Consider the following 18777-nt stretch of genomic DNA (forward strand, 5'->3'; position numbering starts at 1 on the left):
CGCGATTCGCGGCTCATGACATGCGACGAGACGGCACGAGGAGAGGACCCGGTGGTCACTAACGAGCAGCGGCGGCGCCAGCTCGCCCGGGAGAAGTTCGAGCGGCAGCAGCAGCGCCGCGAGGCGGCACGGCGCAAGGCCCGCCTGCGGAACGCGGTGATCGCCGGCGGGCTCGCCGCGGTGCTGGCCGCGGGAGCGGGGGCGTACGCGGCCGGGGCGTTCTCCGGCGACGGCAAGAAGAACACGGCCGCCGACGCCTCCCCCGACGCCCTGCCGTCCGCGAAGAAGGGCCCGGACCCGTGCGCCAAGCCCGCTCCGGGTTCGCCGTCGGCGAAGACGTGGAAGTCGGAGCCGGAGATGACGGTCGACAAGTCCGCGTCGTACGCGATGGAGCTGAAGACGACCTGCGGCACGATCGACCTCAAGCTGGACGCGGCGAACGCCCCCCATACGGTCAACTCCTTCGACTTCCTGGCGAAGGAGGGCTTCTTCGACCACTCGAAGTGCCACCGCCTGACCACCGCCGGCATCTACGTGCTGCAGTGCGGTGACCCGAAGGGCACCGGCATGGGCGGCCCGGGCTACACCATCGAGGACGAGAACCTCAAGGACTCCAGGCTCAAGGGCAACGTCTATCCCGCGGGCACCGTCGCGATGGCGAACACCGGCCAGCCGCACACCGGTGGCAGCCAGTTCTTCCTCGTGTACCAGGACAGCCAGCTGCCGCCGCAGTACACGCCGTTCGGCACGATCGGCCCCGAGGGCATGAAGACGCTGAAGAAGATCGCCGACGCGGGCGAGAACTCGGGCGCCGGGGACGGCGCGCCGAACGCCACCGTCGTGATCGACAAGGCGACGGTGACCAGAAGCTGACGCCCGGACGGCGAAATTTCGGTCGCGCGGGATACGGACAGCCGGGCCGCCGTTCGCCTATGTTGGCGTTGTGTAGGGTGCCTGCTCCGACGGCCTTTGCGCACCCGGATGATCAAGCCGTCGGACCGGCCAGGGCGCGGCTCTGCCCGGAACAACTGTGGACGATGCGCGCGGGCCGCACACGGCCCCGGCATCATGTGGAGGAGGCGCTGTGAGCAGCGACCCGTGGGGCCGCGTCGACGAGACGGGGACCGTGTACGTGCGTACTGCCGACGGTGAGCAGGTCGTCGGCTCGTGGCAGGCGGGGTCTCCCGAGGAGGCGTTGGCCTACTTCGAGCGCAAGTACGAGGGCCTGGTCGTCGAGATCGGCCTCCTCGAGCGCCGGATCAGGACCACCGATCTGTCGTCCAAGGACGCGATGACCGCCATCGATCATCTGCGCACCCAGGTCGACGAGCACCACGCGGTGGGCGACCTCGACGCGCTGCGGGAGCGGCTGGACAAGCTGGTCGCCGCCGTCGAGTCGCGCCGCGAGGAGCGCAAGGCGGCCAAGGCCAAGGCGACCGAGGAGGCCCGTACGGCCAAGGAGGCGCTGGTCGCCGAGGCCGAGGAGCTGGCGGCGAGCGAGCAGTGGCGGTCGGCCGGCGAGCGGCTGCGCTCCCTGGTCGACACCTGGAAGGGCCTGCCGCGGCTGGACCGCAAGACCGACGACGAGCTGTGGCACCGCTTCTCGCACGCCCGCTCGGCGTTCTCCAAGCGCCGCAAGGCCCACTTCGCCTCGCTGGACGCGCAGCGCGAGGACGCCCGCAAGATCAAGGAGAAGCTGGTCGCCGAGGCCGAGGCGCTCTCGGGCTCGACGGACTGGGGTCCGACGGCCGCGCGCTACCGCGAGCTGATGGCGGACTGGAAGACCGCCGGGCGGGCGCAGCGGGAGTCCGAGGACGAGCTGTGGGCCCGGTTCCGGGGCGCGCAGGACGTCTTCTTCCAGGCCCGCAGCAAGGTCTTCGCCGAGCGGGACGCCGAGCAGCAGGGCAACCTGTCGCTGAAGGAGGAGCTGGTCGTCGAGGCCGAGAAGCTGCTCCCGGTGACGGACCTGAAGGCGGCGCGGGCGGCATTCCGGTCGATCAACGAGCGCTGGGAGGCCATCGGCCACGTGCCGCGGGACGCCCGGCCGCGGATCGAGGGTCGGATGCACGCGGTGGAGCGCGCGATCCAGGAGGCCGAGGAGGCCGAGTGGCGGCGCACCAACCCCGAGGCGCGGGCGCGTGCGGCGGGGCTGACGGGCCAGCTGCAGGCGGCCGTCGACAAGCTGCAGGAGCAGGTCGACAAGGCGCGTGCGGCGGGCAACGAGGCCAAGGCCAACAAGCTCGCGCAGGAGCTGGAGGGCCGCAAGGCGCTGCTGGACCAGGCCCTGAAGGGTCTTGAGGAGTTCGGCGGCTGACCGAGCCCGCACGAGCCCACATGAGTAAGGGGCTCCGGCTAGTGCCGGAGCCCCTTACTCATGCCCACCTGGTGCCCGCCGTTACGGCCTGCGCGCCGACGTCACGCGGTAGACGTCGTAGACGCCCTCCACGCCGCGGACGGCCTTGAGCACGTGCCCGAGGTGCTTGGGGTCGCCCATCTCGAAGGTGAAGCGCGAGGTGGCCACCCGGTCGCGGGAGGTCTGCACGGCCGCCGAGAGGATGTTGACGTGCTGGTCGGACAGCACCCGGGTGACGTCCGACAGCAGCCGGGAGCGGTCGAGGGCCTCGACCTGGATGGCGACCAGGAACACGGACGACTGGGTGGGCGCCCACTCCACGTCGAGGATCCGCTCCGGCTGCTGCGAGAGCGAGTCGACGTTGACGCAGTCCGCGCGGTGCACCGAGATGCCGTTGCCGCGGGTGACGAAGCCGATGATCGGGTCCCCGGGCACCGGGGTGCAGCAGCGGGCCAGCTTGACCCACACGTCGTCGACGCCCTTGACCACCACGCCCGGGTCGGCGCTGGTGCGCCGCTTGGAGCGGCCGCGGATGGGGGCGGTCTCCTCGATGTCCTCGGTGGCCGCGTCCTCGCCGCCGAGCGCCTGGACGAGTTTTTGCACCACGCCCTGTGCCGCGACGTGGCCCTCGCCGATCGCTGCGTACAGGGAGGAGATGTCGGGGTAGCGCATCTCGTGCGCGAGGGTGACCAGGGAGTCGCCGGTGAGGATGCGCTGGATCGGCAGGTTCTGCTTGCGCATGGCCCGGGCGATGGCGTCCTTGCCCTGCTCGATCGCCTCGTCGCGGCGTTCCTTGGAGAACCAGGCACGGATCTTGTTGCGGGCCCGCGGGGACTTCACGAAGCCCAACCAGTCGCGGGAGGGCCCCGCTCCGGGGGCCTTGGAGGTGAAGACCTCCACCAGGTCGCCGTTGTCGAGGGTCGACTCCAGCGGGACGAGGCGGCCGTTGACCCGCGCGCCTATGGTGCGGTGGCCGACCTCGGTGTGCACGGCGTAGGCGAAGTCGACGGGCGTGGCACCCGCCGGGAGCGCTATGACGTCACCCTTGGGCGTGAAGACGAAGACCTCGTTGCGCGAGAGGTCGAAGCGCAGCGACTCCAGGAACTCGCCCGGGTCCTCGGTCTCCTTCTGCCAGTCCAGCAGCTGCCGCAGCCACGCCATGTCGTTGATGGCGTCCTTGTCCTTGCCGGACGTGCGCGGCACATCGGTACGGATCTTGGAGGCGCCGGCGACGGCCTCCTGCTTGTACTTCCAGTGCGCGGCAATGCCGTACTCGGCCCGGCGGTGCATGTCGAAGGTGCGGATCTGCAGCTCGACGGGCTTGCCGGAAGGTCCTATGACCGTCGTGTGCAACGACTGGTACATGTTGAACTTGGGCATCGCGATGTAGTCCTTGAACCGCCCGGGCACCGGGTTCCACCGGGCATGGACGGTGCCCAGCGCCGCGTAGCAGTCGCGGACGGTGTCGACGAGGACGCGGATGCCCACCAGGTCGTAGATCTCGGCGAAGTCGCGGCCCCGCACGATCATCTTCTGGTAGACGCTGTAGTAGTGCTTCGGCCGGCCGGTGACGGTGGCCTTGATGCGGGCGGCGCGCAGGTCGGCCTGGACCTCGTCGATGACGGTGGCCAGGTACTCGTCGCGCTTGGGGGCCCGCTCGGCGACCAGGCGCACGATCTCGTCGTACATCTTGGGGTAGAGGATCGCGAAGGCGAGGTCCTCCAGTTCCCACTTGATGGTGTTCATGCCCAGCCGGTGCGCCAGCGGGGCGTAGATCTCCAGCGTCTCGCGGGCCTTCTTCTCCTGCTTCTCCCGCTTGAGGTAGCGCATGGTGCGCATGTTGTGCAGGCGGTCGGCGAGCTTGATGACCAGGACGCGCGGGTCCTTGGCCATGGCGACGACCATCTTGCGCACGGTCTCGGCCTGGGCGGCCTCGCCGAACTGCACCCGGTCCAGCTTGGTGACGCCGTCGACGAGCAGGGCGACCTGGTCGCCGAAGTCGCGGCGCAGGTCCTCCAGGCCGTACTCGGTGTCCTCGACGGTGTCGTGCAGGAGGCCGGCCATCAAGGTGGCCGGGTCCATGCCGAGCTCGGCGAGGATCGTGGTGACGGCCAGCGGGTGGGTGATGTACGGGTCGCCGCTCTTGCGCTTCTGGCCGCGGTGCCAGCGCTCGGCGACCTGGTAGGCGCGCTCGATCTGGCGCAGGGTGCCGGCGTCCGCCTTGGGGTCGTTGCCGCGCACGATGCGCAGCAGCGGCTCGAGGACGGGGTTGTACGGGCTCTGCCGCTGGACGCCCAGGCGGGCGAGGCGGGCGCGCACCCGGCTGGAGGAGCCGGTGCGGGGCGCGGGGCCGGGCGTGGCCGAGGGCCGGGCCGGTGCGCCGGCGGGCGGCTGCGGCGCGGTCCGGTACTGCGGGGTGCCCGCGCTCGTGTGCTCGCCCCGGGCGGCCGTGCCGCCTGCGGCGGCGTCCGGGCGGGCCGGGGGCGTGCCGCCGGACGCCGCGGCGTCGGGGCTCGGCTTGTCCGGCTGGGCGGCGGTGAGCGGCTGGACCTCGTCTGGCAAGAGCACTCCCTCAAGCGTTCCGGCCCCCCGATCAGGTCCGGACTGCCATGGTATCGATCCCGGCCACCACGGCGCTCCGCGCCGGGCTGCGGCCGGGTTCCTGCAAGGGGTCTGCAGGAGCCCGCAAGGGGTCTGCCCGGGAAAACACCGGGCGGGCACCGGTTGTTTCCCGGTGCCCGCCTGGGGTGTCCGCCTGGGGTGTTTCCGGGGGGCCGTTCCAGCCCGCCCGTGCGGGGCTAGACCGTGATCAGCGCGTGCAGCGGGGCCCCGGCCAGGGACCGCTCCAGCCGCTGCCGGCCGGCCAGGAAGCCGAGCTCCATCAGCACGGCGACGCCCGCCACCTCGGCGCCGGCGCGGCGGATCAGCTCCAGCGAGGCCTCGGCGGTGCCGCCGGTGGCCAGCACGTCGTCGATGACCAGCACGCGGTCGCCGGCGGCCAGCGCGTCGGCCTGTATCTCGATCTCGGCGCTGCCGTACTCCAGGTCGTAGGCCTGGGACAGCGTCTCGCCCGGCAGCTTGCCCGCCTTGCGGACGGGCACGAAGCCGCGGCCGGCGCGGACGGCCACGGGGGCGCCGAGGATGAAGCCGCGGGCCTCCAGGCCCATGACCTTGTCCACCGCGTAGTGCTCGCACAGCTCCGCGAACGCGTCGGTGAGCGCGGCGAAGGCCGGGGCGTCGGAGAGCAGCGGGGCGATGTCCTTGAAGACCACGCCCGGCTTCGGGTAGTCGGGTACGTCGCGGATGTGGCCGAGCAGCAGCTCCCGCAGGCCCTGCTCGGCGCGGGCGGCGCTCATCGGCGCTTGCCCGACGGACGGCCGCGGCCGCCGCGGCCCCGGCCGGCGGAGTCCTGGCGCTGGCCGACGAGGCCGGCGACGTCCTGCGGCTCCTCGTCGTCGCCGCCCTCGGCGCTCCCCGTACCGGCCTCGGCCTTGGCGGCGTCGGCGGCACGGCGGGCGCGCACGCGCTTGGTGAGCGCCTTCATCTGCGGGTCGCGTTCCTTGAGGTCGGCGACCAGCGGGGTGGCGATGAAGATCGAGGAGTAGGCGCCGGCCGCGAGGCCGACGAAGAGGGCGAGGGAGATGTCGTTGAGCATGCCCGCGCCGAGGAAGCCGCCGCCGATGAACAGCAGGCCGGCGACCGGCAGCAGCGCCACCACGGTGGTGTTGATGGAGCGCACCAGGGTGCCGTTGAGGCTGCGGTTGGCGATCTCGCTGTAGGTGAAGCGGGTCTGCTTGGTGATGTCCTTCGCGCTCTCCTTCAGACCGTCGAAGACGACGACGGTGTCGTAGAGCGAGTAACCGAGGATCGTCAGCAGACCGATCACGGTGCCCGGGGTGACCTCGAAGCCGACGAGCGCGTAGATGCCGACGGTGATGGTGAGGTCGTGGATCAGGGCGACCAGGGCGGCGAGCGCCATGCGCCACTCGAAGGCGATGGCGAGGTAGACGACCACCAGGATCATGAAGATCCCCAGGCCCCACCAGGCCTTGTTGGCGATCTGCTCACCCCAGCTGGGGCCGACGATGTCGGTGTTGACCTTGTTGGTGGAGATGCCCAGCTTCTTGGCCAGGGCGTCCTGGGTCTTGCGCGACTGGTCGGTGCTGAGCTCGCTGACCTGGACGCGCAGGGTGCCGTCGCCGAGCTTCTGGACCACCGCGGTGTGGCCGGAGGCCTCCTCCGCCGTGTGCCGGGCCTGGACCTCGCTGACCGAGGTCTTGGGCGTGGTGAAGACCGCGCCGCCGGAGAACTCGATGCCCATGTTCAGGCCGCGCACCGCCAGGCCGACGACGGCCGTGATGGTGATGAGGATCGAGATGCCGTACCAGATCTTCCGCTTGCCGACGAAGTCGTAGCCGACCTCGCCGCGGTACAGCCGGGCGCCGAGAGTGCCGAGTCGCGACATCTCACGCCTCCTTCGGGTCGACGGTGGCGGAGGGGCGGCGGCGGGAGGCCCGCAGCGGCGGCTTGGCGCCGAGCCGCTTGGGGTCGAGACCGGACCAGGGGTGGCCGCTGGCGAAGAACTTGCGGCGGGCGAGGAGCGTCATGAGCGGCTTGGTGAAGAGGAAGACCACGACGACGTCGAGCAGCGTGGTCAGGCCGAGGGTGAACGCGAAGCCCTGCACCTTGCCGACGGTGACGATGAAGAGCACCGCGGCGGCGAGGAAGGAGACGAAGTCGGAGACCAGGATCGTGCGGCGGGCGCGCGGCCAGCCCCGCTCCACCGCGGGGCGCAGGGTGCGGCCTTCGCGGATCTCGTCCCGGATGCGTTCGAAGTAGACGATGAAGGAGTCGGCGGTGATGCCGATGGCGACGATGGCACCGCAGACGGCCGGCAGGTTCAGCGCGAAGCCGATGGCCGAGCCCAGCAGGACCATGATCGTGTAGGTGAGCACCGCGGAGCACGCGAGGCTCGCCAGGGCCACGATGGCCAGGCCGCGGTAGTACGCCACCAGGTAGACGATGACCAGGGCGAGGCCGATCGCACCGGCGATCAGACCCGCGCGCAGCTGCTCGCCGCCGAGCGCCGGGGAGACCGTGGTCTCGGTGACGACGTCGAAGGACAGCGGCAGGGCACCGTAGGACAGGACGTTGGCCAGGTCCTGGGCGCTCTGCTGGGTGAAGCCGCCGGAGATCTCGGCCTGGCCGCCACCGATGGAGGTGCTGACGGACGGGTCGGAGACGACCTCGCCGTCCAGGACGATCGCGAACTGGTTCTGCGGCGCCGGCTTGGCGGCCAGCTGGCCGGTGACCTGCGCGAACTTCTTGGCACCGGTGGAGTTGAACTTCAGCTGGACGATCCAGCCCTTGCCGCTCTGGCTGTCGAAGACGGCGCTGGCGCTGTCGACGGTGACGCCCTCCACGGCCACCGGGCCGAGGATCTCCTTGACGGTGCCGTCCTTGCGGCAGGCGACGATCGGGTCGGTGGGCTTGGCACCGGAAGCAGCCTCGTTCGCCAGGGCGCGGCTCTCCTTGGTGGAGCAGTCCAGGGCGTCGAGCTTCTTCTGCAGGGTGGCCATGTCACCCGTGGCCGGGGCGGGCGTGGGCGCCGGGGTCTGCTTGGCGTCCTTCGGGGCGTCGCCGGCCTTCTTGCCGTCGTCGGTCTTCTTGCCGTCCGTGGCGGTGGCGGTGACCTTGGGCGACGGGGTGCCGTCGGCCTTGAGGGCGTCGGTCACGGGGCGGCCCTGCGGGCTCGCCGGGGCGGAGGGCTTGCCGGACGACTTGGTCTTGTCGTCGGACGCGGCGTCGCCGCCGGCCTGGTCGGCCGCCTTGTCGCCGGTCTTGTCGGCCGCCTTGTCCTTGGCCTTGCCGTTGCCGGAGGCGCTGGGGCTGGGCGCGGGCGTGGGCGGCACCTTGATGCCGGGGGCCGTGGTCACCACGGGCCGGAAGCCGAGCTGGGCGGTGGTGCCGACCTGCTGACGGGCCTGCTTCGCGTTCGTCCCTCGCGGGATGTTCACGATGATGTGCTTGCTGCCCTGCCGCTGCACCTCGGACTCCGAGACGCCGAGACCGTTGACACGCCGCTCGATGATGCCGACGGCGGTGTTCAGGTTGGTCTCGTTGATCGCGTTGGGCTTGCCCGGCTGGTTCTTGGCCTCCAGCGTGAAGCTGGTGCCACCCGCCAGGTCGATGCCCAGGCGAGGCGTGGTGTGCCCGGAGGCGAACATCCCCCCGGTGAGCGCCACCATGACGATCAGGATGAAGGCCAGGACTCTGCCCGGCCTGCCCTGGCCGCCCGGGGACCTACGGCCCTTCTTCGGTGCTGCCACCTTGTCGTTTCTCCCTGTCCAACCGCCCGGCGTCGGGTTTCGCCGGGCGGCCACGAAATGTTGTGGGGACCTGCCCCCCGCCGGAGCCTAGACCGTAACGGAACCGCGGCGCACCGTCGGGGAGGTGCTCCGCGGTTCCGGAAAGGGGTTACTTGGCGTCGCCGTCGCCCTTGGTGTCCTTCTTCTCCGCCTCGGTGGCGTCGCCGGGCTTCTCGGCGGCCTTGTCCTCGGCCTTCTCCTCGGCGCCCTTGTGCAGGTCGATCTTCCCCTCGACCCGGGGCTCACCGGTCTCGACGGCCTCGGTCAGCGAGGAGGCGTCGTCGGGCACCACCGGGGTGTCCTCCGGCTCCAGGCCGTGGACGATGCGGTTGTACTCGGCGTCCTCGAGGACGGCGCCGATGGCGTTCTTCGCGTAGATGGCGTGGACGCCCGGGGCGACCTCGAGGAGGACCGTGTCCTCGTGGAGCTCCTTGACGGTGGCGTACATCCCGCCGATCGTCCGGACACCGGTGCCGGGCTGCATCTGGTTGCGCATCTGCTGGGCCTGGCGCTGCTTGTTCTTGGCCGACCGCGTCATCAGGAACATGGCCCCGATGAGCACGATGAACGGCAGGAGACTCACGATATTCACGGGACGGGGTTTCCTTCACACGACCGCTTTGGGGGTGCGGCCTGGTCTACGGGGGTGGTAATGCCGTTCCTATTCGGACGGCATCGGCGGAGTCTAAGCGAGTCCGCACGAATGGAACAACGCCCAGCATGGCACCCCGGTTCCTGACCGGACCAGCCCCCGCGCCGTCACTGCCCGAAGAGGCCCTGCTGCCCCGCACCGCCCCCGCCGGGGCCGGCCTGCTGCGGCGGCGTCATTCCCATGTGCTCCCAGGCCGCCGGTGTGGCGATGCGGCCACGGGGCGTACGGGCCAGCAGCCCCTCCCGCACCAGGAACGGCTCGGCGACCTCCTCCACCGTCTCGCGCTCCTCCCCCACGGCCACGGCCAGGGTGGACAGGCCCACCGGACCGCCGCCGAACAGCTTGAGCAGCGCCGTCAGCACGGCACGGTCCAGCCGGTCCAGGCCGCGGGCGTCGACCTCGTACACCTCCAGCGCCTGGGCGGCCGTCCGCTGCGTGATCACACCGTCGCCCTTGACCTGGGCGTAGTCGCGCACCCGGCGCAGCAGCCGGTTGGCGATGCGGGGCGTGCCGCGGGAGCGGCCGGCGATCTCGGCGGCGCCCTCACCCTCTATCTCCACGTCCAGCAGACGGGCCGAACGGTGCACGACGCGCTCCAGCTCGGCGGGGGCGTAGAACTCCATGTGCCCGGTGAACCCGAAACGGTCCCGCAGCGGCGGCGGCAGCAGCCCGGCCCGCGTGGTGGCACCCACCAGGGTGAAGGGTGGCAGCTCCAGGGGGATGGCCGTGGCGCCCGGACCCTTGCCCACGATGACGTCGACGCGGAAGTCCTCCATGGCCATGTACAGCATCTCCTCGGCGGGCCGGGACATGCGGTGGATCTCGTCCAGGAAGAGGACCTCGCCCTCGGTGAGCGAGGACAGGATCGCGGCCAGATCCCCGGCGTGCTGGATGGCGGGGCCGGACGTGATGCGGATGGGCGCGCCCATCTCGGCCGCGATGATCATGGAGAGGGTGGTCTTGCCCAGGCCCGGGGCGCCGGAGAGCAGGACGTGGTCGGCGGTCGCCCCGCGCGCGCGGGCGGCCTTGAGGACCAGGTCGAGCTGCTCGCGCACGCGCTCCTGCCCGACGAACTCCCCCAGGTCCTTCGGCCGCAGCGCGGCCTCGACGGCCCGGTCCTCCCCGTCGGCGACGGTGCCGACGAGACGATCGTCGTCCCAGTTCACGAGGTTCCTCACGGTTGCTTGGTCATGGGTGCGGGTGCGCCTGCGGCGGGGCGGGGAGAACCCGCCCGTCAGCGCGCCCGGTTCAGCGTCTGCAACGCCGCCCGCAACAGCTGTCCCACCTGCGGCGTGCCCTCCGCCGCCTCCGCCTGCGGCGCCACGGCGTCCACCGCCTCGTCCGCCTCGCGCGCCGCATAGCCCAGGCCCACGAGCGCCGCGTGGAGCTGCTCCCGCCAACTGCTCGCGGCGGCCGCAGGAGCGGCGGACGGCGCCGTCCCCACCGGCGCCCCCAGCCGGTCCTTCAGCTCCAGCAGCAGCTTCTGCGCACCCTTCTTCCCGATGCCCGGCACAGCGGTCAGTGCCTTCTCGTCCCCACCCGCCACGGCCCGCCGCAGTGCGTCGGGGCTGTGCACGGCCAGCATGGCCTGCGCGAGCCGCGGCCCGACCCCGCTCGCGGTCTGCAGCAGCTCGAACGTCTGGCGTTCGTCGTCGTCGGCGAAGCCGTACAGCGTCAGCGAGTCCTCGCGGACGACGAGGGACGTGGCGAGCCGGGCCGGTTCGCCGAGTCGGAGCTGTGCGAGCGTGCCGGGGGTGCACTGGACGGCCATGCCGACGCCGCCGACCTCGACGACGGCGGTGTCGGGGGCGAGGGCCGCGACCGGCCCGGAGACGAAGGCGATCATCGGGTGCCCTTCGGGAGTCGTACGGGGGCGCCGGCGCGGCGCTGGGCGGCGGCGAGCTGCTGGAGGCGGCCGGCCGCGGGGGCCCGCCAGATGTGGCAGATGGCCAGGGCCAGGGCGTCGGCGGCGTCGGCGGGCTTCGGGGGCGCATCGAGCCGCAGCAGGCGGGTGACCATGGAGCCGACCTGGGCCTTGTCGGCCCGACCGGAGCCGGTGACGGCGGCCTTGACCTCGCTGGGGGTGTGCAGGGCGACGGGCAGTCCGCGCCGGGCGGCGCACAGCATGGCGACCGCGCTGGCCTGGGCGGTGCCCATGACCGTACGGACGTTGTGCTGGCTGAAGACCCGCTCCACGGCGACGTATTCGGGCCGGTGGGTGTCGAGCCATTCCTCGATGCCGCGCTCGATGAGGACGAGGCGCTCGGCGGTGTCCGCGTCGGCGTCCGTGCGCACGACGCCGACGCCGAGCATGCGCAGCGGCCGGCCGGCCGTGCCCTCGACGACGCCGATGCCGCATCGTGTCAGGCCCGGGTCCACGCCCAGCACCCTCATCGTGCCCCTCCCTCCGGTCGGCCGTTCACCTGCGGAAAGCAGGCTATCGGCCGGCACTGACAAAGCGACGGGCCGACGGGGGTGTCCCGTCGGCCCGTCGCAGCCGGCCTGTCGGCCGGATCAGGCGTCGACCTTCGCCATGACCTCGTCGGAGACGTCGAAGTTGGCGAAGACGTTCTGGACGTCGTCGCTGTCCTCGAGCGCGTCGATCAGCTTGAAGATCTTGCGCGCGGCGTCCTCGTCGAGCTCCACCTGCATGGTGGGGACGAAGTTGGCCTCGGCGGAGTCGTAGTCGATGCCGGCCTCCTGCAGCGCGGTGCGCACCGCGACGAGGTCGGTGGCCTCGCTGAGGATCTCGAAGTTCTCGCCGAGGTCGTTGACCTCCTCGGCACCGGCGTCGAGGACCGCGCCGAGGACGTCGTCCTCGGTGAGCTCGCCCTTGGGGACGATGATGACGCCCTTGCGGTTGAACAGGTAGGAGACCGAGCCCGGGTCGGCCATGGAACCGCCGTTGCGGGTCATGGCGACGCGCACGTCGGAGGCGGCACGGTTGCGGTTGTCGGTGAGGCACTCGATGAGCACCGCGACGCCGTTGGGGCCGTAGCCCTCGTACATGATCGTCTCGTAGTCGGCGCCGCCGGCCTCGAGACCGCCACCGCGCTTGATCGCGGAGTCGATGTTCTTGTTCGGGACCGACTGCTTCTTCGCCTTCTGGACGGCGTCGTAGAGCGTCGGGTTGCCGTCGAGGTCGACGCCGCCCATGCGGGCCGCGACCTCGATGTTCTTGATCAGCTTCGCGAAGAGCTTGCCGCGCTTGGCATCGATCACGGCCTTCTTGTGCTTCGTCGTAGCCCATTTAGAGTGGCCGGACATCCGCCTGTCTCCTTCTTCGCGTAACCGATTGCGTAACGAATGACAGAGATCCTACCGGGATCTCAGGACTGGGCCGCGCGCACCATCTCGACGAAGAGCCCGTGCACCCGGTGGTCGCCGGTGAGTTCCGGGTGGAAGGAGGTGGCCAGCACGTTCCCCTGCCGGACGGCGACGGTGTGGCCGTCGTAGGTGGCGAGGACCTCGGTGCGGGCGCCGGTGGACTCGACCCAGGGGGCGCGGATGAAGACGCCCTCCACGGGGCCGCCCTCGATGCCGTCCATCTCGATGGACGCCTCGAAGGACTCGTTCTGGCGGCCGAAGGCGTTGCGGCGCACGATCATGTCGATGCCGCCGAGGGTCTCCTGGTCCTCGCGGCCGTCCAGGATCTTGTCGGCCAGCATGATCATGCCGGCGCAGGTGCCGTAGACGGGCATGCCGGCCTGCACCCGCTCGCGCAGCGGCTGGAGCATGCCGAAGATGACGGCGAGCTTGGACATCGTGGTGGACTCGCCACCGGGGATCACCAGGCCGTCGACCTCGGCGAGTTCCTCGGGACGGCGCACCGGCCGGGCCACCGCGTCGGCGGCGGCGAGGGCGACCAGGTGCTCGCGGACGTCGCCCTGCAGGGCGAGGACACCGATGGTGGGGGTGGACACGGTGGGGCTACCTCTCACATGGGACGGCTTCACGCCGGTGGTACGGACCGTGGGCGGCCCGCGACGTGCCGCGGACCGCCCACCGGAGGAAGAGCTGTGTCACCAGCCGCGCTTGGCGTACCGCTCGGCCTCGGGAAGGGTGTCGCAGTTGATGCCGACCATGGCCTCGCCCAGGTTGCGGGAGGCGTCCGCGATGACCTTCGGGTCGTCGTAGAAGGTGGTGGCCTTCACGATGGCGGCGGCGCGCTTGGCCGGGTCGCCGGACTTGAAGATGCCGGAGCCGACGAAGACGCCCTCGGCACCGAGCTGGCGCATCAGCGCCGCGTCGGCCGGGGTGGCCACGCCGCCCGCGGAGAACAGCACGACCGGCAGCTTGCCGAGCTCGGCGACCTCCTTGACGAGCTCGTAGGGGGCGCGCAGCTCCTTGGCGGCCGCGTACAGCTCGTGGTTGTCGAAGCCGCGCAGCTTGGCGATCTCGTTCTTGATCTGGCGCAGGTGGCGGACGGCCTCGACGACGTTGCCGGTGCCGGCCTCGCCCTTGGAACGGATCATGGCCGCGCCCTCGGCGATGCGGCGCAGGGCCTCTCCCAGGTTGGTGGCACCGCAGACGAAGGGGGTGGTGAACGCCCACTTGTCGGAGTGGTTGACCTCGTCCGCCGGGGTGAGGACCTCGGACTCGTCGATGTAGTCGACGCCGAGGGACTGCAGGACCTGGGCCTCGACGAAGTGGCCGATGCGGGACTTGGCCATGACCGGGATCGAGACGGCGTCGATGATGCCTTCGATCATGTCCGGGTCGGACATGCGGGCGACGCCGCCGTCCTTGCGGATGTCGGCGGGGACCCGCTCCAGGGCCATGACCGCGACCGCGCCGGCGTCCTCGGCGATCTTCGCCTGCTCCGGCGTGACGACGTCCATGATCACGCCGCCCTTGAGCTGCTCGGCCATGCCGCGCTTGACGCGCGCGGTGCCGGTCTCCGGGGCGCCGGGGGCAATGGACGACGTGCTGGTGGTGGACACGATGTGACCTCGCTACTCAAGGGCCGTTACTACTGCAGCCTCATGAAAGCGGCCTGCTCGACCGGGGAAAAAGAGCCAATTCGAGGTCGGTGGCTCCCGAGGCGCCCCGCCCGGCTCAGCGACCGGTCCGGTCGGTCAGGGCGAGGGGCGGCTCGTCGTCCATCTCGAACGCCATCGGGAACGGTGCGTGACCGGCCAGGCGGAACCAGCGGACCTTGCGGTGCCGGCGCAGCGCCCTGGCCGCGCGGACCGCGTCGTTGTGGAACCGGCGGGCCATGGGCACCCTGCGCACGGCCTGGGTCAGCTCCTGCAGCGACTCGTCGCCGCCGGGCGCCCGGTGCACCTCGTCGACCTGCTGGGCCTCGGCGAAGACCGCGCGCAGGGCCTGGCTGAGCTCGCTCTCGGCGACCTCGCGGTGCTCCTCCTCGGCCTGCCGGGCGGCGTGCGAGGCCTGGTAGAGCACGATGGAGGCGGCCGGATCGAGGACGCCGGCGGTGGCGAGCTCCTGGGCGACCGAGGCGCGCCGCAGGAGCTGGGCGTCCAGGGCGGCCCGCGCGGCGTCGATGCGGCTGTGCAGCCGGTCGAGCCGGCCGGCGGTCCAGCTCAGGTAGATGCCGATGACGACGAGGGCCACCGCGATCCAGATCATTGTGCTCACGGCGGGTCACGTTACCCTCCGGGCGCGGTGCTCCACCCGGGGACGGAGGGGGGTGGAGAGGGGCGGGGCGGCACTCTCCACCCGGTGTTCCACCCGTGCGCCGATCCGGCTCCACCTGCCCGGCGCCTAGCGTCGTGGGCAGGACGCCGGACCGCCGGGAGGCACTCATGTCACCGCCCATCACGCCCCGCACCACACCGGACGACACCACACCGGACAGCCCCGTGCCGGGCACCGCCCCGGGCACGCCGCCGGGTGCGGCGCCGGTCTCGTTGACGCGCACGCTGCGTCCGCTGCTCGCCCCGCTGGCGATCAGCATCGCGCTGCCGCTCGCCCTGTACTACGTCCTGCGCGCCGGCGGCATGGCCCAGTGGCAGGCCCTGCTGCTCAGCAGTGTCGTGCCGGCCGGGCACGCGGTGGCGCAGGCCGTGCGCACACGCCGCGCGGAGGTCTTCGACCTGCTGATCGTGGCCCTGCTGCTGGTCTCGGCGGGCACGTCGCTGATCAGCGGCAGCCCACGGGTGCTGTTGCTGAAGGACGCCGGTCTGCCCGCCGTGCTGGGCCTGTGGATCCTGGGCACCTTGTGGGCGGCACGCCCCTTCGCCTTCCGGTTCGGGGAGCGGTTGCGCGGGCCGGACGGCGCCTGCGCTGCGGAGCTGGCCTGGCAGGAGCGCCCGGAGTTCCGTTCCGCGCTGCGGCGGCTGACGCTGCTGTGGGCCGCAGGCCAGCTCCTGGACGCGGTGCTGAGCACCGTCGAGGCCCTGACCCTGCCCGTGGACGCGGTGCCGGTCATCGGCAGGTTCCAGTCGCTGACGCTGCTGGCCGTGGTCGTGGTCGTGACCGTGCGCGGAAGCCGGGCGTTCCGGGCGCGGCACGGGATATCCCTGTTCGCCCCGTCCGCCCCGCGCCCCGGGCCGGCGACTGCCGACAGCCAGGGCGCCGCTTGCGGGGCGCGGCACGATCCGCCGGGCAGGCCCTAGTCGCGGGCCAGGCCGAAGCGGGAGCGCAGGGTCGAGCGCTCGTCGGTGGCCACGGAGGCCGCCCCGGCGGTGACCGTCTCGTAGACGGCGAGGATGTCGGCGCCCACGGTCGACCAGTCGAAGCGGCGTACGTGCCGGCTGCCCTGCTCGCTCAGCTCGGCGCGCCGGTCGGCGTCGCCCAGCAGCCGCACCGCGGCGTCGGCCAGGGCCTGGGCGTCCTCGTTGGCGAACAGTTCCCCGGCCGAGCCGTGGTCGAGCACCTGGGCGAAGGCGTCCAGGTCGCTGGCGAGGACGGGCGCCCCGGCCGAGAGCGCCTCGACGAGGATGATGCCGAAGGACTCGCCGCCGGTGTTGGGCGCGACATACAGATCGACGCTGCGCAGCAGGCGGGCCTTGTCCTCGTCGCTGACCATGCCGAGGAACTCGACGCTGTCGCGCATCCGCGGGGGCAGGGCGGCGACCGCCTCCTCCTCGTCGCCGCGGCCGGCGACCAGCAGCCGGGTGCCGGGGCGCGCGGCGAGGATCGCCGGCAGGGCCCGCATGAGGACGGGCAGGCCCTTGCGGGGCTCGTCGATGCGGCCGATGAAGCCGATCGTGTCGCCCTGCCACTCGGGGCGGGGCTCGGCCCGGGCGAAGAAGTCGACGTCGACGCCGTTGGGGATGACGACCGCGTCACCGCCCAGGTGCTCGACCAGGGTCCGGCGGGCGTACTCGCTCACCGCGATCCGGGCGCTGATCTTCTCCAGGGCGGGCTGGAGGATGGGATAGGCCGCGATCATGGCGCGCGAGCGCGGGTTGGAGGTGTGGAAGGTCGCCACGATGGGGCCCTGGGCGGCCCAGCAGGCCAGCAGGCCCAGCGAGGGGGAGGTGGGCTCGTGGATGTGGATGACGTCGAAGTTGCCCTCGTGCAGCCAGCGGCGCACCCGGGCGGCGGAGAGGAAGCCGAAGTTCAGCCGGGCCACCGACCCGTTGTAGGGCACGGGCACGGCGCGGCCGGCGGGCACCACGAAGGGGGGCACGGGCGTGTCGTCGTCGGCGGGCGCCAGCACCGACACCTCGTGACCGAGCCGGATCAGGTGCTCGGCCAGGTCGCGGATGTGGAACTGGACGCCGCCGGGGACGTCCCAGGCGTAGGGGCAGACGATCCCGATCCTCACGGCTTCTCCGTTCCGGAGCTCTCGTCGGTGCGGGGGCGCGGGTCCAGGTCGGCGAGCCAGAGCCGCTGGAGCATGTGCCAGTCGTGCGGGTGCTCGGCGATACCGGAGGCGAAGGCGTCGGCCAGCTGCTGGGTCATCGCGGCGACCTTCTCGCCCCGGCTGCCCGAGGGCGGCTCCTCGACGGCCTCGTGTATCCGGGCGCGCATCACCGGCGAGCGGTCGTACCAGAGGGTGACCGGCAGCAGGGCGGCACCGGTCTGCACGGCGAGAGCGGCCGGGCCGGCCGGCATCTTCGCCCGCTCCTTGAAGAAGTCGACCTCGATACCCGAGGAGGACAGGTCGCGGTCGGCCACCAGGCACACCGCCCCGCCCGCCCGCAGCCGCCGGGCCAGGGTGCCGAAGGCACCGGCCCCGGCGTGCGGCAGGACCTCCATGCCCAGCCCCTCGCGGTAGGCCACGAAGCGGTCGTAGAGCTTCTCGGGCCTCAGCCGCTCGGCGACGGTGGTGAAGGGAATGCCCATGGCGGTGGTCAGCCAGGCCCCGGCGAGGTCGTAGTTGCCCATGTGCGGCAGGGCCAGCACCACGCCCCGGCCGGCGGCCAGGGCCTCCTCGAGCCGCTCCACGCCCTGGACGTCGATCCCGCTGCGGATGCGCTCCGGGCTCCACACCGGCAGCCGGAAGGACTCCATCCAGTAGCGCATGTACGAGCGCATGCCCGCCCGGGAGAGCTCGGCGAGGCGCTCGGGCCCCGCGTCCGGGACCACCCGGGCCAAATTGGCCTCCAGGCGCAGCACGCCCCGCCCGCGCCGGCGCCACGCCGCGTCGGCGATCTGCCGGCCCAGGGCGGCGACCGCCGGCTCGGGCAGTCGTTTGACCGTCGCCCAGCCCAGTCCGTACAGCGCGTCGGTCAGCTCTTCCTTCACACGCCCTCGCCCCCGCCGGCCGTCGCGGTGACGGCGTCCGCCTCGGCGGACTCGCGGCGCACGGTCACCACGCGCTGGATCAGCGTGACCAGGCTGCCGACGGCCACGATCCACAGGGCGATGGGCAGCAGCTTGTCGATGTAGGGCACGCCGAACTTGTGCAGTCCGGAGAAGCCGCAGGCCACCAGGGAGATCACCAGGCGTTCGGCCCGCTCGACCAGGCCGTTGACGTTCACCGGCAGTCCGATGCTCTCGCCACGCGCCTTGGTGTACGACACGACCTGCCCGCTGGCCAGGCAGAAGATCGAAACCGCACACAGCGTGAGGCTGTCCCCGCGCCCGGCGTACCACAGGGCCAGGCCGCCGAAGATGGCCGAGTCGGCCACCCGGTCCAGGGTCGAGTCCAGGAAGGCGCCCCACCGGCTGGAGCGGCCCAGCTGCCGGGCCATGTTGCCGTCGACCAGGTCGGAGAAGACGAACAACGTGATGACGACCGTGCCCCAGAAGAACTCGCCCCGGGGATAGAACGCCAGCGCGCCCGCCACCACTCCACCGGTGCCGATGAGGGTCACCGCGTCGGGGCTGACGCCGAGGCGGATGAGCAGTGCGGCGAACGGCGTGAGAACACGCGTGAAGAACGCACGCGCGTACTTGTTCAGCATGGCCTTCCCGGAGGGTCGTGTGCGGGCCAAGTGGTCTTGAGGGCCACCGGCTGGCCCATCGTAGCCAGCAGGCCGGTCCCC

The 18777-nt window shown here is 71.8% G+C and carries 18 protein-coding genes; 3 read left to right on the forward strand and 15 right to left on the reverse strand.

All coding sequences use genetic code 11. The features are described 5' to 3' along the window. Positions 1–51 precede the first annotated feature (51 nt). Together AB0K17_RS14475 and AB0K17_RS14480 are read left to right on the forward strand one after the other, a co-directional pair. Positions 52–873 (forward strand): peptidylprolyl isomerase, encoded by an 822-nt coding sequence (locus AB0K17_RS14475; protein WP_365968215.1) that lies wholly within the window; start codon positions 52–54, stop codon positions 871–873. A 211-nt stretch (positions 874–1084) separates the two neighbouring features. Then, positions 1085–2314 (forward strand): DUF349 domain-containing protein, encoded by a 1230-nt coding sequence (locus tag AB0K17_RS14480; RefSeq protein ID WP_365968216.1) that lies wholly within the window; start codon positions 1085–1087, stop codon positions 2312–2314. Between the two features lie 81 nt (positions 2315–2395). Here the strand turns inward: AB0K17_RS14480 and AB0K17_RS14485 are convergent, their stop codons facing one another. The 12 genes from AB0K17_RS14485 to AB0K17_RS14540 form a co-directional block, all read right to left on the reverse strand. After that, positions 2396–4915, reverse strand: a complete 2520-nt coding sequence (locus AB0K17_RS14485; RefSeq protein WP_365968217.1) for a bifunctional (p)ppGpp synthetase/guanosine-3',5'-bis(diphosphate) 3'-pyrophosphohydrolase — start codon at positions 4913–4915, stop codon at positions 2396–2398. Positions 4916–5151: 236 nt separating this feature from the next. After that, positions 5152–5709, reverse strand: coding sequence for an adenine phosphoribosyltransferase (locus AB0K17_RS14490; protein ID WP_365968218.1), 558 nt, complete (start codon positions 5707–5709; stop codon positions 5152–5154). After that, the gene (gene secF / locus AB0K17_RS14495) at positions 5706–6818 is read right to left on the reverse strand and encodes a protein translocase subunit SecF (RefSeq protein WP_365968219.1); all 1113 of its coding nucleotides are present in this window, start codon (positions 6816–6818) and stop codon (positions 5706–5708) included. The genes AB0K17_RS14490 and secF overlap by 4 nt, the downstream gene beginning before the upstream one ends. A gap of 1 nt (position 6819) precedes the next feature. After that, on the reverse strand, positions 6820–8682 hold the full coding sequence (gene secD, locus AB0K17_RS14500) for a protein translocase subunit SecD (RefSeq protein WP_365968220.1): 1863 nt from the start codon (positions 8680–8682) through the stop codon (positions 6820–6822). Positions 8683–8830: 148 nt separating this feature from the next. Next, entirely contained in the window at positions 8831–9313 is a 483-nt protein-coding gene (yajC, locus tag AB0K17_RS14505; RefSeq protein WP_365968221.1) for a preprotein translocase subunit YajC, read from the reverse strand. 167 nt (positions 9314–9480) lie between these two features. Then, positions 9481–10551: a Holliday junction branch migration DNA helicase RuvB gene (ruvB, locus tag AB0K17_RS14510; protein WP_365968222.1), complete on the reverse strand. Its 1071-nt coding sequence runs from the start codon at positions 10549–10551 to the stop codon at positions 9481–9483. Positions 10552–10607: 56 nt separating this feature from the next. After that, on the reverse strand, positions 10608–11219 hold the full coding sequence (ruvA, locus tag AB0K17_RS14515; protein WP_365968223.1) for a Holliday junction branch migration protein RuvA: 612 nt from the start codon (positions 11217–11219) through the stop codon (positions 10608–10610). Then, positions 11216–11767, reverse strand: a complete 552-nt coding sequence (gene ruvC / locus AB0K17_RS14520) for a crossover junction endodeoxyribonuclease RuvC (protein WP_365968224.1) — start codon at positions 11765–11767, stop codon at positions 11216–11218. Before ruvC ends, ruvA begins: the two co-directional genes overlap by 4 nt. Before the next feature lie 120 nt (positions 11768–11887). Next, the gene (locus AB0K17_RS14525) at positions 11888–12640 is read right to left on the reverse strand and encodes a YebC/PmpR family DNA-binding transcriptional regulator (RefSeq protein ID WP_344434140.1); all 753 of its coding nucleotides are present in this window, start codon (positions 12638–12640) and stop codon (positions 11888–11890) included. A 62-nt stretch (positions 12641–12702) separates the two neighbouring features. Continuing rightward, the gene (gene pdxT, locus AB0K17_RS14530) at positions 12703–13296 is read right to left on the reverse strand and encodes a pyridoxal 5'-phosphate synthase glutaminase subunit PdxT (RefSeq protein WP_365968225.1); all 594 of its coding nucleotides are present in this window, start codon (positions 13294–13296) and stop codon (positions 12703–12705) included. Between the two features lie 99 nt (positions 13297–13395). After that, positions 13396–14316: a pyridoxal 5'-phosphate synthase lyase subunit PdxS gene (gene pdxS, locus AB0K17_RS14535; protein ID WP_365968226.1), complete on the reverse strand. Its 921-nt coding sequence runs from the start codon at positions 14314–14316 to the stop codon at positions 13396–13398. A 115-nt stretch (positions 14317–14431) separates the two neighbouring features. Next, positions 14432–14965: a hypothetical protein gene (locus tag AB0K17_RS14540; RefSeq protein WP_365968261.1), complete on the reverse strand. Its 534-nt coding sequence runs from the start codon at positions 14963–14965 to the stop codon at positions 14432–14434. A gap of 176 nt (positions 14966–15141) precedes the next feature. On the opposite strand from AB0K17_RS14540, the gene AB0K17_RS14545 reads away from it, so the two are divergent. Next, positions 15142–15954, forward strand: coding sequence for a VC0807 family protein (locus AB0K17_RS14545; RefSeq protein ID WP_365983135.1), 813 nt, complete (start codon positions 15142–15144; stop codon positions 15952–15954). Here the strand turns inward: AB0K17_RS14545 and AB0K17_RS14550 are convergent. From AB0K17_RS14550 to pgsA, 3 genes are read right to left on the reverse strand one after another with little or no spacing between them, the layout of a single operon-like run. Then, positions 15951–17111, reverse strand: a complete 1161-nt coding sequence (locus tag AB0K17_RS14550; RefSeq protein WP_365983136.1) for a glycosyltransferase family 4 protein — start codon at positions 17109–17111, stop codon at positions 15951–15953. The two genes, AB0K17_RS14545 and AB0K17_RS14550, sit on opposite strands and share 4 nt — an antisense overlap. After that, positions 17108–18034, reverse strand: a complete 927-nt coding sequence (locus AB0K17_RS14555) for a phosphatidylinositol mannoside acyltransferase (RefSeq protein ID WP_365983137.1) — start codon at positions 18032–18034, stop codon at positions 17108–17110. Before AB0K17_RS14555 ends, AB0K17_RS14550 begins: the two co-directional genes overlap by 4 nt. After that, positions 18031–18696 (reverse strand): phosphatidylinositol phosphate synthase, encoded by a 666-nt coding sequence (gene pgsA, locus AB0K17_RS14560; protein WP_365968230.1) that lies wholly within the window; start codon positions 18694–18696, stop codon positions 18031–18033. The genes AB0K17_RS14555 and pgsA overlap by 4 nt, the downstream gene beginning before the upstream one ends. Positions 18697–18777: the final 81 nt, after the last annotated feature.

This window comes from Streptomyces sp. NPDC049585 (assembly GCF_040675615.1).
In the GTDB taxonomy this organism is placed as follows: Bacteria; Actinomycetota; Actinomycetes; order Streptomycetales; family Streptomycetaceae; genus Streptomyces; species Streptomyces luteosporeus.